Below are 16,747 nucleotides of genomic sequence, written 5' to 3'. Positions count from 1 at the left end.
CGGGAAAAGACCAAGACCTACGGGCTCGTTTCCTCTCCATACAGCCTAGGCAGGGTAGGTCGCTCTCGCTCCCAACCCTGCCCTACCAAAGGACCAACCGCTACGCGGTAGATGGCGTATTGTCTGTGTTTCATTTACTCCACCCCCGCATCGGTTGGTCTTTAGCAAGGTGAAATTCATGTCAAAGCATTTATAGTCACGGGGCGATAACTGCTTGTTTTGCGCTAACTACCGCCTAACCTTTGCCATTTTGGGGGATGAACTCCATGTCAAAACATTTATAGTCACGGGGCGATTACGGCTTGTTTTACGCTAACTACCGCGTAGCCTTTGGTCTTTTAGGTGGCGAACTCTCCATGCCAAGCATTTTAGCCACAGGTCTATTGCGGCTTGTTTTGCGCTAACTACCGCGTAGCGGTTGGTCTGTTGGAAGGGCAGGGTTGGGAGCGAGAGCGACCTACCCTGTCTAAATGGTGCACCTAATCCCACAAGGCCGTAGGTCTTGGTCTTTTTCTATTGGTTAGTTTACGTAAAAGAAACGGGGTATTAGTAAATTCTACCCTCGCAGCTGTCTCATCAACCGCTACGCAGTAGTTGACATAATAGACGTTTGTTGTCAAAGTATATTGTACTTTATTCCGAACTAGCCAAGGCCTTGTTCTTACTGTTTATTGGCGTATTGGCAGAACAGTTAGCGTGTAGGTTTCTTGTGCTTACAGGGCGCTTTATGAGCGACTGAAGCGCTACAAGCCTTTTGTAGTGGGGCTACAAATGAGTTGTAGTGTGGCTACAAACGAGTTGTAGTGGCACTACAGACGGCTTGTAGCGGCAGTACAAATGGGCTTGTAGTGACAGTACAGATGAGCTTGTAGTGGCCATACAAGTGGCTTGTACGCTATCGGTTGATAGCTTAACAGGTCAGCAAGTTAATAAATTGGTTGGCAAAAGCTGGTTTTTCAACTTCCCATCTTTCCTTCTTTGCGCATCTAAACGCCAACAGGTAGGGAACGCCCACTAGTCGGACGCATCCCTACCTGTTGTTTATTGGATACCGCTGGCAAAGTTTCGTGTGTGTTGCCACACCTTTACCAGCACGTTTTTCGCTTGTTTACTTCTTCTCTTCAGCCGGCATCATCGTCACTTGGATGTGGTTTCCAGCCTTCAGGATATCTTTAACGAAGTTGCTAATGCTCTCGGGCGTTTGCTTTGCCACAAGTGCCTTATAGTTGGTATGCAAGTCGATGCCGTAGCGATACCATGTTCCGATAACGCTGGCCCAATAGCCATTGCTCTTCATTGCATCGTCGGCCTCCTTAGCCATGTACTCTTTTACCTTAGCCAACATTGAGGCATCGCATTGCTTGGAGAGGTTAACCACCTCTTCGCGCATGATTTTCAATGCTACGTCGGCTTTCTCGGGCTTCATGGGGCAGTAAGCAAAGAGCATCACGTTGTGATACTTATCTTCCATGCTTGCAGAACCTGTTGCGCCACAAGAGTAAGCTGCGCTGGCGTCTTCGCGTATCTTCTTGATGTACACCATGCTGAGAATCTGACCTGCGATGCTGGCTTTGATGGCGTTCTCAGTGGTATAGGGGATGTCTTCGCTAAACCAAACCATGTTGGCATTGGCCTTTGGCGTTTCCATCTTACGCGTAAAGTCGTTCTTGATTACGCCCTTCTTGAAGAATACTACTTGCTTGCTGTTGGGGTTGGGACCCTTTGAAGGCAACGAACCTAGATAGCGTTCGATGAGTGGACGGATTTTAGCTTCGTCGTAGTTACCAATGATGATGAAGCGCCAACCATTGGCATTGGCCGTGCGCTCTGCTGCAATGCGCAAGATGCGATCGTAATTAACCTTCGAAAGGTCGGACAATTCAAGTGGCTTCACACGTGGATTGTGTCCGTAGATAGTAGCGTTGAGCGAGTCGCTGAAGGCTTGATCGGGTGAGGTTGCACGGTTTTGCAGGCTCACTTTAAGGCCTTCCATCATGTTGTTGAATGCTTCTTGGTCCTTACTTATCTTCGTAAAGTTGAGATAAGCTAACTGGAACATGGTCTCGATGTCCTTCGGCGTAGAGCTACCGCTAAGGTGCATGCGCTGTTCGCTCATCGAAAGGCCCGCCGAAGCATTCTTACCAGCAAGTGCTTTGCTAAGTTCGGTGTTGGTGAAGTTGGCCAATCCACTTACATCGATAGCGTTATCGAAGACGCCGAGGTTAACGTAGTCGGCTGGTCCGTATGCAGAACTACCCGAACCACCACTACCGTTGAGTCGTACTTCGTCTTTCTTATAGTCGGTTTTCTTCAACAGCACGGTTACGCCGTTAGAGAGTTTCAGCTCGGTGTAACCAAACTTCGGACTGCGTTTTTGACTTACAATCTTGCCGGGTTTAGGCATTTTGGTGATGATGGGTTCGTTCTTCACGTTGTCTACGTAAGCCGTGAGGTTGGTGGTGCGTGCTTGTCTAACGGCAGACAACAAACCTTCCTCGGTGGGATAAGTAAGTCCGTCTTTCTCGGGGTTGAAGTTCACGATAACCAAGTTGGTGTCCGACTTCGACACGAGTTCGGCAAACACCTTGTTAACATACTCCAATGGAATGTTGGGAACCACCTGCTTCATCGTCTCGTAGTAGTATTCGATGGGCGGGATGGGTTCGTTATTGAGGAAGTGCTCTTTGTAGCTCTCGGCAAATTGCGAAGTGAAACGCTTTTCGCGGTTGCTGAACATGCGGTCGAGCGAGCTGAGCGTAGATGTCTTAGAACGGTCGTATTCGGTCTGTGTAAAGCCAAACTTGGCAGCTCTCAACGCCTCGATATAGGCCGCTTTCAGTGCTTCGGCCGTTAGTTCGGTGGTCTTTGGCGACACGGCAAGCGAGAAAGCCCCTTTGGTTTTTGCGAAAATATAGTCGTCGTCGCTAGCGCTGGCTCCCACGAAAGGGCAATCAGGCTTCAATGCAGCCTCTTCCAAGCGGTTGTTTAGCAAGCTAATGCCCACGTCTTTTATGTATTCGTACACCATGTAGTCAACATCGCCCTTCATCGAGTCGGGTGTAACGTCGTGTTTCATCATCATCTGCACGATGGTGCTGGTCTGTTCCTTATCCTTATCGATGATAACGATAGGCGTATTGTTGTCGGGCACGTTTTCGTCTACCACTGGAGCCGGGTTGGCGGGGTTCTTCATGGGTCCGAAAAGCTTTTTGATTTGAGCCTCAACATGGTCTACATCCACGTCGCCCACCACGATAATGCCTTGGTTTGTGGGGTGATACCACTTCTCGTAGTAGTCGCGTAGCTCGTTATATTTAAAGTTATCTACCACGCTCATCAATCCTATGGGGTAGCGCGCTCCGTATTTCGAACCTGGATAAAGCTTAGTGAGGTTGCGTTCGAACATTCGGCTGCTGGCGCTAGTGCGCAAACGCCACTCTTCGTGTATCACTCCGCGCTCTTGATCAATCTCTTTGGGGTCGAGCGTAAGGCTTCCTGCCCAGTCGCGTAGTATGAGCAAGCACGAGTCTAGTGCGCTTTGGCGGGTCGTTGGCACGTTGTCGATGTTGTACACCGTTTCGTCGATGGCGGTGTAAGCATTAAGATCGGCGCCGAATTTCACGCCCAAGCTTTCGCAATAACGTAGCAGCGCATCACCAGGGAAGTTCTTCGTACCATTGAAACACATGTGTTCCAAGAAGTGGGCAAGTCCGCGTTGGCTTTCTTCTTCTTGCAAAGAGCCCACCTTTTGGGCAATGTAGAAGTTGGCACGCTTCTCTGGCCAGTTGTTGTAACGAATGTAGTAGGTGAGCCCGTTGTCTAGTTTACCGATACGCACAGCGGGATCGCGGGGAATCGGGGGCATTTGCGATTGGGCCTGTAAACTGCCGCTTAGGGCGAGAAAGGCTAGCGCAAGCAAGTTTCTAAAATGCATAGGATAGTTTATTTTGTTTGTAAAAATGGTAAGACCTCTAAAGAGGTGGCATTTAATATGGCAGCAAAGATAAAGCTTTTTTACCGACTTCCGCATAATTTTTGCATTAAATTAAAGAAAAGTTGATGAACTGTGGCTTTTCGTTTTATTTTTTCTTGCATTGTTTTTGATATTTCAGTGGTAAACGCTTCTTTATTTGTCGTTATTTACGTAATTATACTTAGCACAGCGTTTAACATTCTTTGGTGGACCATAGAACCAAAATAGACGAAGCGGAAATTACATTTTATAAATAAAGAATTGCATAACAGAAAGTTCGCTTTCCTACCAATGTGATATGCTTGTATGTCATTAGCATTGCTTTATGGAAGCCATTTGCAGACATTTTACATCAAAACGATGTCGATTTATTTCTCCATTTCGTAACTTCACAAACAAACCAGCACACTTACTATTTTCATCAACCTTCAAAAAAATTAGCTTAAACACTTTGATGATAGTAAAATAAAACGTAACTTTGCAATATCTAACAATGATAATAATTATATACCATAGATAATACAAAAGCCTACGCCGCCCCCGGTACAATACGCAATGGTCAGGGCTTACCTTTACGGACCGGGGGCGGGCTGTCAATTTAAGGGCGACAGACGATGAAGCGCACCGGGCAAGGCTTACTTGCGATGGGCTAAAACTCATCAACAAAATTGCCCACTACTATATAACACGCGGGTGTGCCAAGCTTGGCACACCCGCGTTTCTTTTTTAGGGCTTTCTGTTTCTAAGGAAACAGGTTGGGGTTAACAGGGCTAGGGGCTAAGAGAAGGTTGCCTTTTGAAAGCTTTACAGCTTTTGCAGACGTTCTTACCACCCTATAAATTTCTGCCCAGAACGAACCTTTACCACCCTATTTTCACCTGAATTACACGACTTCGGGATAAAACACAATCATGATGACAATTGCCGTGTAGCACTAGTTGGCGAGATGCCCATTCGCTTTTTATCTAATCTTGCTCAAAAAAGCATCGTGTGTTACACCGAATTCACGTAACTCTTGATACCGGCTTGGCACCATCTAAGCGCCTCATTCCACAGCCTATCGCCCCCAACAATTCACCTATCCTACTTCCAAACGCCATCTTTCATTCCCCACCCGATAAGCTCTTGAAGTGAGCTTTTTAAGCTCCCGCCTAGTTATAGCTAAGATGGAACCCTGTTCCAGATAAGTTGGAACAGTGTTCCAGTTCAACTGGAACAGCATTCCAGATGATATGGAACGCCCCTCCAAAATACATTTAACACGGCGATTAATCTAATAATGCATCATCAGGGCTTAGAAAGCGCATTCTCGGAGCTATGAAAATGCGAACGACAGAAGGGTTGATTGGCGAGTTCAGGATAAGAAATGATGCCTTTTGAACAAAGCTGGCTAAGCTGAGAAATGGTTATCTCGCCAACTTGTGCTACATGGGGTAGCCGGCATAACAAATTGCTCTTATCCCGAACTCGCGCTTAATTACTTCTGCGGAACAAGCATAAACGTAAACGTGTACTGCTTATAAGGCAGGCGATAAGATGGAAGCGCGATGGCTTCTTTGCTCCAACTGTTGACACCACCTACACCCGTCTGACCCAAATCGATGCAAAGTTCGGTGTATTTTGATTTCGGAACCTGTGGCGAATGGCGTTGCGCCTTCTCCAATCCCTCGTCTAAGTCGGCGATGGAATAGTGCAATGCGCTAGCCGAGAACAGTTCGGGCGACACGATACGGAAGCCAAAGCCGTTGTCGTTGGTTTGCTTCCACCAGCGTATGTCGCTCTTCGTACCCGTCTCTTGCGGACGAATGTATGGATAAAATTGCTCGTCGGCCGTTTGTTTGTAGATGCCCACGTTTTGCGACAGCTTGCGGTCGGCGTAGTTTTCGATAGGACCGCGACCGTAAAATTCGCTCACTTGCATGTCGTAAGGCAACTGCATCACCATGCCGTAACGAAGCAGGAATGGCTGTTCGTTGGCTGTTTTAGGCGTCATCTGCTGGGTAATGCGCATCGAACCATCGGCCATAATGCTGTAAGTGAGCGTCAGTTGCGCACCCACTTCAGGCATATCATACTCTGCATGCACATCCGCCTTGTTGTTTTTCTTATCGAACATGGTGTTGATCGTCACAAGTTGCAACTTGGGCTCGCGCCAAATGCGATTGCTTTTTTGCACGCCTGCACCCATGTCGTTATCCGTTACGGCGCGCCAGAAGTTGGGTTTGAGCGTTCCGCCCTGACCCAACAGCGCCTTACCATCTACATCGTACGTGGCAAGAAGACCCGAAGCGCGGTCGAAAGCCACCGTGAAGCGCTTGTTAGACACCACGATTTGGCTCTCGCTCGACTTATCACGAAGGCTCAGACGTGTGTCTTTGTCAACCGCGGGTGCCTTAGGCGCCTTGCGGAAACAAGCACCTTGCTGCATCTCAAACTGATTGTAAGCCACGCGCGAGCCAGCATCGAGCAGCGGTTCGGCCGTTTTCAGCACGAAGTCTACATTCAGCATCAATTCGGCATGCGGGCAAAGGTCCTCCATCTTGATAGGTAATGTTAGCTCTCGGCGTTGTTGTGGCTCAACGTCTAGCTGCTCCACCTCGCCCGTTTGTACGGCCTTACCGTTTTTAAGCACCGTCCAAACCAACTTGTAGTTATCCAAGTTGCGGAAGAAATTCTCGTTATACACGCTTATCTTTCCTGCTTTCAGGTCAACGGGTTCGGCCCAAATGTTCTGATGCCAGTAAGCAATCTCGTAGGCATGAGGGTTAGGCACGCGGTCGGGACTGATAATACCGTTACAGTTAAAGTTGTTGTCGGATGGGTCGTAGTCGTTGTAGTCGCCACCATATTTATATATCTCCACACCATTTTTATCCTTTGCGCGAAGTCCTTGGTCAACAAAGTCCCAGATAAAGCCACCTTGAAACTTGGGATATTTGCGCACCAAGTCCCAGTATTCTTTAAATCCGCCAGAGCTGTTACCCATCGTGTGGTTGTATTCGCATTGTATCAGCGGGCGCGGATTGCTGTTATTGCGAGCATATTCTTCGCACCATTGGTGGGTGCGATACATGGGACAGGCGATGTCGGTGCTAGGACTATCTTCGCCACCACGTTCCCATTGCACGGGCCTACTTGGGTCGTAGCCCTTAATCCACTTGTATGCAGCGGCGAAGTTAGGCCCATCGGCCGTTTCGTTACCCAAGCTCCAAGTGATGATAGAGGGGTGGTTGAAGTAGGTTTGCACGTTGTTTTGGTTGCGTTGCAATATCTGCAAGGCAAACATAGGTTTCTTCGCGGGAGCCTCGTCGCCATAATGGAAGCCGTGCGACTCTTGGTTTGCCTCGGCCACAACATAAATTCCGTATTCGTCGCACAGGTCGTACCACATCGGATCGTCGGGATAATGGCAGGTGCGCACAGCGTTGATGTTCAGCTGTTTCATGATGCGGATATCCTGAATCATGCGTTCGCGGCTCACCACATATCCGCCATCGGGGTCTATCTCGTGGCGGTTGGCACCCTTGATAAGCACCGGCTGCCCGTTAACCAGCAGCTGCGCGTTGCGTATCTCAACCTTTCTGAAGCCCACTTTTTGGTTGGTTACGGCCACGTATGCATCCGTATCCATCTTCTTAGGTGCATTAGTCTTTCTCACGCGCATGTCTACAACGGTTGTTCTCAACGTATAAAGGTAGGGTGTTTCGGCTGTCCACTTCTTCACATTGGGCACTTTCAACTGCACTTTGCCGTTGGTCGCCTTCATACTGGTTACAAGGTTGCCCTCGGCATCCAGTAGTTCGTGATTTAGCACAACACCCTTTTGCGTCTTCGCATCAATAGTTAATGTGCCATTGGCGTAGTTGTCGGTGAGGTCGGGCGTGATGCGGAGGTCTTCTAGATAAGCTTTCTTATCGCGCGCATATAGATATGTGTCGCGTGCCACACCCGAAAGGCGCCAGAAATCTTGGTCTTCGCAGTACGACCCATCGCACCAACGGAAACATTGGAAGGCGATAAGGTTCTCCCCTTTCTTTAAATATGGCGTGAGATCGAACTCTGGCGCCACCTTACTATCTTCGGAATAGCCCACGAAATGACCGTTAACCCAAAGGTAGATGTTAGACGTTACCGAGCCGAAATGGGCGATAACCTGCTTGCCCTGCCATGCGTCGGGCAGCGTGATGGTGCGTCGATAGCTTCCCACATGGTTGTCTTTCACCGGCACTTGAGGTGGATTGTCCTTGAAATGTCCACGCCAAGCGAAGCCCACATTTAGGTAAACGGGGTCGCCATAGCCGTTCAATTCCCAGATACCAGGCACAGGCATGGTGCCCCAAGCAGCATCGTTGAAGTTCGTTTCGTAAAAGCGGGTGGGACGTTGGTCGGCATTTTCCACCCAATTAAATTTCCAATCGCCATGCAGCGACAGGTAGTTTTCCGAGCGTTTAGGGTCGCCCATCTTCGCCTCTTCATAGTTTTTAAAGGGGAAGAAGTTGGTATGCATGGGCATACGGTTAAGGGTGTTCACCTGCAAGTCGTGCCATTCGGTAAACGTTGGCCCAGTCATCATGTTTCCAGGACCTTCTGGAGACTTCATTATGGGTTTTATCTTGCCCTTTGTTACAGAACGTTTCGGCTTACTTTGCACCCCTGCGTGGGCTTGTGTTTGCAAGCCAAGGGCAGCCAATGCCACCCAAAATAATATTTTCTTCATGTTGTGAAGGGTTGTTGTTAGGTTGTTTTGTTTTGCAAAGATACAATATTTTTAGGGATAAAAGGGGAAAAGGCGGGAAGGGGAAGCTGAAAGGGCGGAAAAGGGGAAAGGTGAAAAGATTGTGCGAAACAAGAAAACACGCATGCGTAAAGCCAACAAAGCGCGACATATTGGATGGGGCAATGCCATCGGATGACATATATAATACGCGAGTTCGGGATAAGACACAACTCGTAAGAACCCATACACACACAAGGCGCAACGTGCTAACCAGCCGCTAGGATGTAATTGGCGCTACCTTATCTTGTACATGCAAGGTTGTGAACAATGCGCCTTACACACATTATAAATATATAGGCGTGGGCGGTGGGACGACATAATGGCCTCAAGGACTTTAATTATGGCATCAGACTTACGGGCATAAAAAAAGGGATTCCGCTGAATCCCAACCTTTTGTTAACCTTAAATCTAATACCATGAAAAACACATTGCAAAGTTATTAATTTATATCTTAATTTGCAAACATTACAGATATTATTTTTCGAAAACCGCGAACAATTAACTTATATCAACACTTTTGGCCCCTTAAAACTTATAAAATGAAATTTGTAAAGCCAACATCACGATGCCCGATAATGCAAGGGCGGGATAAGGTGTTATACGTTTGAACTATCTGTTTGGCGAAACCAATGGATAAAACAATGCCCTCCATCAATAGCCTTTTCCTCCATATGTCCGTCAATCGAGTAGACAACAGGTGCGGCACATGTAAAAAGACCAAGACCTACGGCCTTGTTTTGTTATTCCATCCGCTAGGCAGGGTAGCTCACTTCGTTCGCAACCCTGCCCTACCAACGGACCAACCGCTACGCGGTAGTTAATGAGATGGACATTGGTTTGTCCGCTAACCGTGTTCAACAGGCATCGTATCTTATGCCGAGCTCTTATGAAAGAAGCGGTAAGTTCGGGATAAGAGAAATTCGTTATGTCAGTTACCCCTACGCGGTAGGCGGTGATATAGCCATTCGTTTTTTTATCTAATCTTGCTCAAAACGCATGGTCTTTTATCCCGAACTCCTATATATAAATAGGTGTAAGGCAAAAAAGCAAGGGGGATCGGCAGTCTGCGAAAGACTTGCCAATCCCCCTTAAGCATAATATATACCTTATACCGAAATGCGATTATTTCAGGTAATACTTGTTGATTACCTTGAAATCATCGTCAAATTCGTAAACCAAGGGTGTACCTGTGGGAATCTCCACGTTGATGATTTCTTCGTCGGAGATGTTCTCGAAATACTTGATGAGCGAACGCAGTGAGTTGCCGTGGGCAGCGATAAACACGCGCTTACCTTCCATCACAAGGGGTTTGATCTCGTTTTCGAAGTAAGGCACGGTACGTGCGATGGTGTCTTTAAGGCTTTCGCACATGGGAACGTCTTCTACGGGCACATCGCGATAAGCGGGATTTTTGCGTGCCGAGTAGGGATTATTGTCTTCCATCATGGGCGGACGCACGTCGAAGCTTCTGCGCCAGATGTGCACCTGCTCGTCGCCATACTTCTCGGCGGTCTCTTTCTTGTTAAGTCCCGAGAGGGCGCCATAGTGGCGTTCGTTCAGCCTCCACGACTTAATAACGGGCAACCACTCGCGTTCCATCTCCTTCAAAGCAATCTGCTGCGTGTTGATGGCACGTTTAAGATACGAGGTATAGCAAACGTCGAAGTCAAGTCCAGCCTCTTTCATCAGCTGGCCAGCACGTTTAGCTTCTGCCTTTCCCTTGTCGGAAAGTTCCACGTCTACCCAACCCGTGAACAGGTTCTTTTGGTTCCACTCGCTTTCGCCATGGCGAATAATCACTAGTTTTTTCATACGAAGTGTTGTGTATTATATATATAAATAATGTGTAAGCTTACCAACTGCAAAATTATATATTATCGCCCGCTTAGGCAATACTTATAAATGGGGGTGAAGTGAAAAATAGTTAAAACGGCTAATAATGTGAAATGGGTGGCAAGCAAATATTACGCTGCCCATTGGAAAAATGGTGTTTGATGCCCTTTCGTTGTGCTACAACCACAGATATAAAATTGATACACAACCCCATCATAAATCTTGCATATTTAAAAAATTCTTCTCGAAAAAGGCCTTTGTTAGTTAAAAAATGCGTATATTTGCACAAAACTAATCGCACGACGCCAAAAAGCTCGTGCCGTTACACAAACGGCGGCACAAACGATGGGCGAAAAGCGTCGAGAATAATGTAGTTCAACCGCATCCATCTAAAGCATGACTGAGAAAGAGTTCCGTGCCTATTTTCGCGAATTATACCCACAACTGGGGCGCTATGCCACAAGGTTGCTGGGCGATGCCGACGTGGATGACGTGCTGCAAGTGGCGTTTTTGGAACTGTGGAACAGGCGAACGGACATCAATACCGCTGCTCACGTGCGCGCTTTTATGTTCCGCAGCGTCTACACGCAGGCCCTCAACGTGCTCAAACATCGTGGTGTGGTGCGCAAGTATTCCACTGCCGCCACCGAGATGGAGAACCAACGAACGGCACTACTTTCGCCCGATGCATGCGATGTGGCCTTTAACATGGCCTGCAAAGAACTTAGACACAAGCTGGAAACGGCCATCGAGCAGCTTCCGCCCAAAGGTCGCGAGGCGTTTACCCTTAGCTATCTTCACGACATGAAGAACAAGGAGATTGCCCAGACCATGAACATTTCGGTGCGAACGGTAGACGCACACATCTACAACGCCCTGAAACAACTGCGCGCAAAACTGCAATTGGCCGATATTAACAGCGACTGAAAGGTCGCAACAACATGCCACGATAACATCAGCGGGTAGGCTTCGCCTCCCGAGCTACATATAACTTAAAAACCCGATTACAAAAACATTTAACCTCATGACAGCCTTCGTCGACAGCGACCGCTATACGACATGAGAAATAAAACCCAAACAATGAGAACCAGAAACACTTTTGTGGTCGTAGCATCTGCTATAAAGCCGTGGCAAAACAGTCATGGCCAAACGCTCGTTGCCATGTCTGGAGCCGATATCAAAAGGCTTGTAAACGGGTGAAAAGCGCTTATGCGCCTGATGCAACATCAGGGGACGAAGGGCTTGTGCATGGGCTTCGAATTGCATTCAGGCCTAAATGGCAAGCGCAGCAAAGCCCACAAGACGAACGTACGACCATAAACGTGAAACCTAAAGCAACCATATTAACTTGGGCACAGCCCCAAACATAACACTTATAAAACTATAAACAATGAAAAGGAGATCTACATTGATGGCCTTAGCGCTCTCGGCAGTAGCCCTGACAGCGCAAGCACAGCGAACGCCTACGCATCCGTTGGACATTGCAACGACCGATGAAACAGGCTGGATTAACTCGTTCATGAGTTGGGAACCAGGAAAAACCATCGCCAATGCATCACGTATCGACGACGAATTCTTCATCTCGCGCGTTAAGCCTAAAAAGCGTATCGGCGAGGGTGAGGGAGATTACATCGTGGATGCAAATGTTGACCGCAACCGCAAAATGTGTCTTTGGACTCCGCTCGACGATCCAACGAGCAAGTGGAAAGCACTTCCCCGCTACTGTTTCGAGGGAGATAACTTCAGCCTTTGGAGCTATTTGGACATCCATGGCAACTGGACCGCACCTTGGATTAGGTGTTCTGCGGGTCTGGCAGACGTGGCTGCGAAGAACGGCGTTAAGGTAGGAACACTTATGTCCATACCTTGGTCGGCACGTATCAACTTGATGTGGGGTACGGGAACTCACGAAATGACATTGAAGAGACTTACCGAAGCCAATAGCCAAGGTAAGTATAAGCACGCCGCCAAGTTGGTTCAGTACATGAAATACTATGGTGTGAACGGCATTGGCATTAACTCTGAATTCGTTTCAGACCCCACTTCGATGAACCGCCTCATCAATTTCTTCGCCGAATGTCATGAAGAAGGCAAGAAGCAAGGCTGGGATTTCCAAGTGTATTGGTATGATTTCATGAGCTCTTCAGGTTCTATGGTGCACGATGCAGGTCTTGGTGACCACAACATCAAGATATTCGGCACGGGCGATAGACCTGTAACCGATATGCTCTTCTTTAACTACGGATGGAGCAAAGGCCTGCTTGAAAGCTCTGTTCGCAGAGCCGAAAGAGAGAAAAGAAGCAGTTACGACCTCTATGCAGGCTTTGATATCCAAGGCCGTGCATTGAGATTGGCAGGCGGACAACAAACTTGGCGTGGCCTTTCTCAAACAAAAACGTCGGTTGGTTTTTGGGGAGCGCACAGCCAAAACTTGCTGCACCAGAGCGCAACAGATGACGGAACGTCGGACATCGCTATCCAGAAGGCTTACCTTTTGAAGCAAGAGCTATGCTTTAGCGGTGGATATCGCAACCCCGCCTATCGTCCTCAATTCAACGATAACTGTAACCTGTCGAACGCTTCTCTGCAAAGTTTCCATGGTTTAGCATCGTTGCTAACGGCCAAGAGTACCATTACTACGGTGCCTTTTGTGTCGCGTTTCAACCTCGGTAACGGTTTGAAGTTCCGCAATGCAGGTGAAGTTACCTTCGATCACAAGTGGCACAACATCAACACACAAGACATTATGCCCACTTGGCGTTGGTGGATTACCAACGAAGAAGATAGGGTAGACGCATCATCGTATGCTTCGTTGATTAAGGCCGAACTAACTTTCGACGACGCTTACTTTGGTGGCTCATGCCTTAGCCTACAAGGAAAGACGACCTCTTCGCGCGTTAAGCTCTTCAAAACCATGCTCGACGTAAAGGCCGACTATACCTTGAGCATCACCTATAAGATGCCCGAAGCTGCCGAAACGCACGCTAAGCTTTTCGTTGCGCTGAAAGGCGAAACCGGTAAATACAAGGAAGTGAACATTCCAAATGCAGGTAAGGCTGGCCAATGGGTTACCTATACGGCCAAGATGTCTGAACTTGGACTGACCAAAGACGCTACCGTGGCCATGATTGGCTTGAAATTCGAGAACACGCCAGCCAACTATAAGATGCTGGTAGGCGAAATGGCGCTGCGCAATCCTAACCAAACCTTCAACACCAAGACGCCTAACGTGGCCGAAGTAGAAATACTTAGGGGACGTTATAACGCCTTCGACGTTAAGATGCGCTATTACAGCGACGACGGAACAGGCAAAAACAAGACCTACAACGACGATGTTGACACTTGGTATTACGAAATATACGTACAACCGAAAAACGGAAAAGAGCAACTGCTTACGGCTACCACATCGTGGGCTGCATACGTGGTAGATGCTCCTGTATCGTCGGATATGAACAATCGCACGATTAGAATGGGTGTAAGGGCTGTGTCGCCTGATGGCGTTCACCACTCGGACATCGCATGGGGTGAATGGATCGACGTGCCTTATAACCAACCTTTGCACACCGCTAAACTGAATAAGAGCGTTATTAAGCCAGGTGAAGACTTCGTGCTAAGCCTCGAAGACCTTATTGAACAGCCTGCACAGAAGTGGGAAATTATTCGTCCTAGTGACAACCGCACAGTGTTTAGCGCTGAAAACACCACTAGCTGCAACGTGAAGATCGACGAAATCGGTGTGTACGACCTTAAAATGGTAGACAGCGACGGTAAAGAGCACATCAATAGAGGCTTTATCCAGATCTCACCGGTAAGCACTGGCGCCGTGCCTCACATCGAAACCGTAACGGCTAGCAAGCAACAGGTGCAGATGGGCGAAGAAGTGAAGTACAGCTACACAGGAAGAAATGGCAATGGAAAGGTTTCAAGAGGTTTGATTATTACCGACCCCAATATGTTCCGCATGCCCGCCGAATTGCAAGAAGGTACAACCTACTCGTACGCACTTTGGTTTAAGGCCGACGGTTTCAGACACGACAAGCAGGGAACCAACCTCATTAACAAGAACACCATTAAGGATAGCTGGCCTCATAACAACTGGGGCGACCTCTGGGTTACTATCCGTCCTGAGTGGAAAAACCATCAAGCCAACGAGATTTCGTTCAATACCATGGGATGGACTGAACACGATAGCCCCAAAGAAAACATGATGTCTAAGGGTTATCAGGTTGTTCCTGGCGTATGGACTCACGTTGTTATTACCCAAGAAGGTGGTACACAGCGCATGTACTTCAATGGTAAAGAAGTGGCTAATGCCTTCTTCCCCAACTCTAAGCGTCGTGAAGACATGACAGACGATGGTCGCGTGAAGCGCTTCGACAAAGCCGACATCTTCATCGGAGGTGGTAACGTGTACAAGGCAGGCTTTAATGGCGTTATCGACGAAGTGCAAGTTTGGAACAAAGTCTTGTCGGCCGACGAGGTGAAGCAATGTATGAACGGTTACGAAAAGGGTAAAGCACCTCAAGGCTTACGTGGATACTACACCTTTGAAGAGAAAACTGCCGATGGCAAATACGCCAACTGGGGTAATGCCGGCGAACAATACAAGGGCGACGTAGTGGCTATCGCACAGAGCGGTGGCGAGAAAACCGACAACGCTTACTATGATACGCGCGAAGACAACAATAACGTATTGGGTTATCCTGGTATCCCTGGAACGCTCGAAGTGAAGGCCGAAGCCGCTTGGAAACTTGATGGCGCAAAGGTTATTGATAAGGGCGACATGGCAACCGTTACTTACGCAGCTGCCGGAAAGTATGGTGCTACGCTCAAACTAACCAACCTTTGGGGTGAAGACACTAAGACCGTGGCCGAGATTGTTGAGGTTACGAACGTAACGAACAGCATCAATGGCGTTAAGGAAGCAGCCGATTTCGCTGTATATCCTAACCCATTCGTTGAGAGTGTTAACCTACGCTTTGCCGAGGGTGGTGTGTATGCCATACAGGTAACCACCGTTAATGGTGCCGTGATGCAAAACACCAAGGCTACTGTTAATGCAGGCGACGTTGTTAACGTGGCTATCACTGGCGCAAAGGGTCTTTATATCGTTCGCGTTCTTAAGAACGGAAAACAATATAAGGCTGTGAAAGTGGTGAAAGAATAACAACTTTCGGGGGTTACCCCATAAGCTTTGCATCCGCCCGATGCCGTAGCACAATGCTCGGCATCGGGCTTTTTGCGTTATCATGGTAAAGCGTTCGCTCGTCAAGTACCCATCTCTTAGCCTTTGTTTGGCCATCCAATAACTAGGGTTTTATTACCTTTTCGCCCACCTCATTTTGTCTCCTGTCGAACTACATTTTTGTGGTAGTTCTGTTCCAGATAAGCTGGAACGTTGTTCCATATCATCCGGAACATCATTCCAACTTATCCGGAACCTCCTTCCAACTTATCCGGAACAATGCAGAAGTTGATAAAGCATAATAGAATAGATTAACCACCTGATTGCCAAATTAAATAAACAGCTTGACGTTTTGCCATCAACCGCATAGCGGTTGGCCTTTTAACTAGAGGTGAAAAGTGAAAGGATGAAAAGGTGAAAGAGGGAAAAAATGAAAAGACGGCTCCGCCTTTAAGGGTGAAAGAGGGAAAAGGCGAAAGTAACATTGCACTAACTACCGCGTAACACTTTGGCCTTTAAGGGGTGAAGTCTATGTCAAAGCATTCATAGCCACATGGTTATTGCGGCTTGTTTTGCACTAACTACCACATAACACTTTGGCCTTTAAGGGATGAAATCCATGTCAAAGCATTTATAGCCACAGGATTATTGTGGCTTGTTTTGCACTAACTACCGCGTAGCGGTTGGTCTGTTGGTAGGGCAGGGTTGGGAGCGAGAGCGACCTACCCTGTCTAAACGGTTCATCTAATCCCACAAGGCCGTAGGTCTTGGTGTTGTTCTTCTTGTTTGCTTGCATAAAGGAGGCGGGGTGTTCGTGAACAAAGCTGAGCACATTAGAGGGACTTATGGTATCAAATGACATATATAATAATAGGACGACGAGGAAAACATTGCGCACAATCTTCACCTACAGGCGCATTAAACGGAAAAAGACCAAGACCTACGGCCTTGTTTCCTCTCCACGCAACCTAGGCAGGGT

7 protein-coding genes are annotated in these 16,747 nt (G+C 47.9%); 2 read left to right on the top strand and 5 right to left on the bottom strand.

Translation table 11 applies throughout. From position 1 onward, the window contains the following. Positions 1-1,108: 1,108 nt before the first annotated feature. From F453_RS0105660 to gpmA, 4 genes are all read right to left on the bottom strand, one after another. Positions 1,109-3,934, bottom strand: a complete 2,826-nt coding sequence (locus F453_RS0105660) for a M16 family metallopeptidase (protein WP_018967149.1) — start codon at positions 3,932-3,934, stop codon at positions 1,109-1,111. Positions 3,935-5,051: 1,117 nt separating this feature from the next. Next, the gene (locus F453_RS16125; RefSeq protein WP_234398331.1) at positions 5,052-5,246 is read right to left on the bottom strand and encodes a thioesterase; all 195 of its coding nucleotides are present in this window, start codon (positions 5,244-5,246) and stop codon (positions 5,052-5,054) included. A gap of 204 nt (positions 5,247-5,450) precedes the next feature. Continuing rightward, on the bottom strand, positions 5,451-8,690 hold the full coding sequence (locus F453_RS0105655) for a glycoside hydrolase family 2 TIM barrel-domain containing protein (RefSeq protein ID WP_018967148.1): 3,240 nt from the start codon (positions 8,688-8,690) through the stop codon (positions 5,451-5,453). 1,182 nt (positions 8,691-9,872) lie between these two features. Beyond that, a complete protein-coding gene (gene gpmA / locus F453_RS0105650; protein ID WP_018967147.1) occupies positions 9,873-10,562 on the bottom strand; it encodes a 2,3-diphosphoglycerate-dependent phosphoglycerate mutase in 690 nt (229 codons plus the stop codon). 417 nt (positions 10,563-10,979) lie between these two features. Here gpmA and F453_RS0105645 point away from each other — a divergent pair, with 417 nt between their 5' ends. Further along, positions 10,980-11,510 (top strand): RNA polymerase sigma-70 factor, encoded by a 531-nt coding sequence (locus tag F453_RS0105645; protein WP_018967146.1) that lies wholly within the window; start codon positions 10,980-10,982, stop codon positions 11,508-11,510. 463 nt (positions 11,511-11,973) lie between these two features. Beyond that, positions 11,974-15,750, top strand: coding sequence for an endo-beta-N-acetylglucosaminidase (locus F453_RS0105635; RefSeq protein WP_026292475.1), 3,777 nt, complete (start codon positions 11,974-11,976; stop codon positions 15,748-15,750). 649 nt (positions 15,751-16,399) lie between these two features. Here F453_RS0105635 and F453_RS15835 read toward each other — a convergent pair. After that, complete coding sequence (locus tag F453_RS15835; RefSeq protein ID WP_169333981.1) at positions 16,400-16,564, bottom strand: hypothetical protein; 165 nt, start codon at positions 16,562-16,564, stop codon at positions 16,400-16,402. Between the last annotated feature and the right edge of the window lie 183 nt (positions 16,565-16,747).

The sequence above is a fragment of the Hoylesella loescheii DSM 19665 = JCM 12249 = ATCC 15930 genome (assembly GCF_000378085.1).
Classification (GTDB): Bacteria; Bacteroidota; Bacteroidia; order Bacteroidales; family Bacteroidaceae; genus Prevotella; species Prevotella loescheii.
The sequence above is the reverse complement of the archived record's forward strand: the minus strand, read 5'-3'. Positions and strand labels throughout refer to the sequence as shown.

Excerpts from the sequence above, each read along its gene's own strand:
- F453_RS0105660 (WP_018967149.1), bottom strand. The coding sequence starts at position 3,934 with ATGCATTTTAGAAACTTGCTTGCGCTAGCCTTTCTCGCCCTAAGCGGC.
- F453_RS0105655 (WP_018967148.1), bottom strand. The coding sequence starts at position 8,690 with ATGAAGAAAATATTATTTTGGGTGGCATTGGCTGCCCTTGGCTTGCAA.
- gpmA (WP_018967147.1), bottom strand. The coding sequence starts at position 10,562 with ATGAAAAAACTAGTGATTATTCGCCATGGCGAAAGCGAGTGGAACCAA.
- F453_RS0105645 (WP_018967146.1), top strand. The coding sequence starts at position 10,980 with ATGACTGAGAAAGAGTTCCGTGCCTATTTTCGCGAATTATACCCACAA.
- F453_RS0105635 (WP_026292475.1), top strand. The coding sequence starts at position 11,974 with ATGAAAAGGAGATCTACATTGATGGCCTTAGCGCTCTCGGCAGTAGCC.
- F453_RS15835 (WP_169333981.1), bottom strand. The coding sequence starts at position 16,564 with ATGCAAGCAAACAAGAAGAACAACACCAAGACCTACGGCCTTGTGGGA.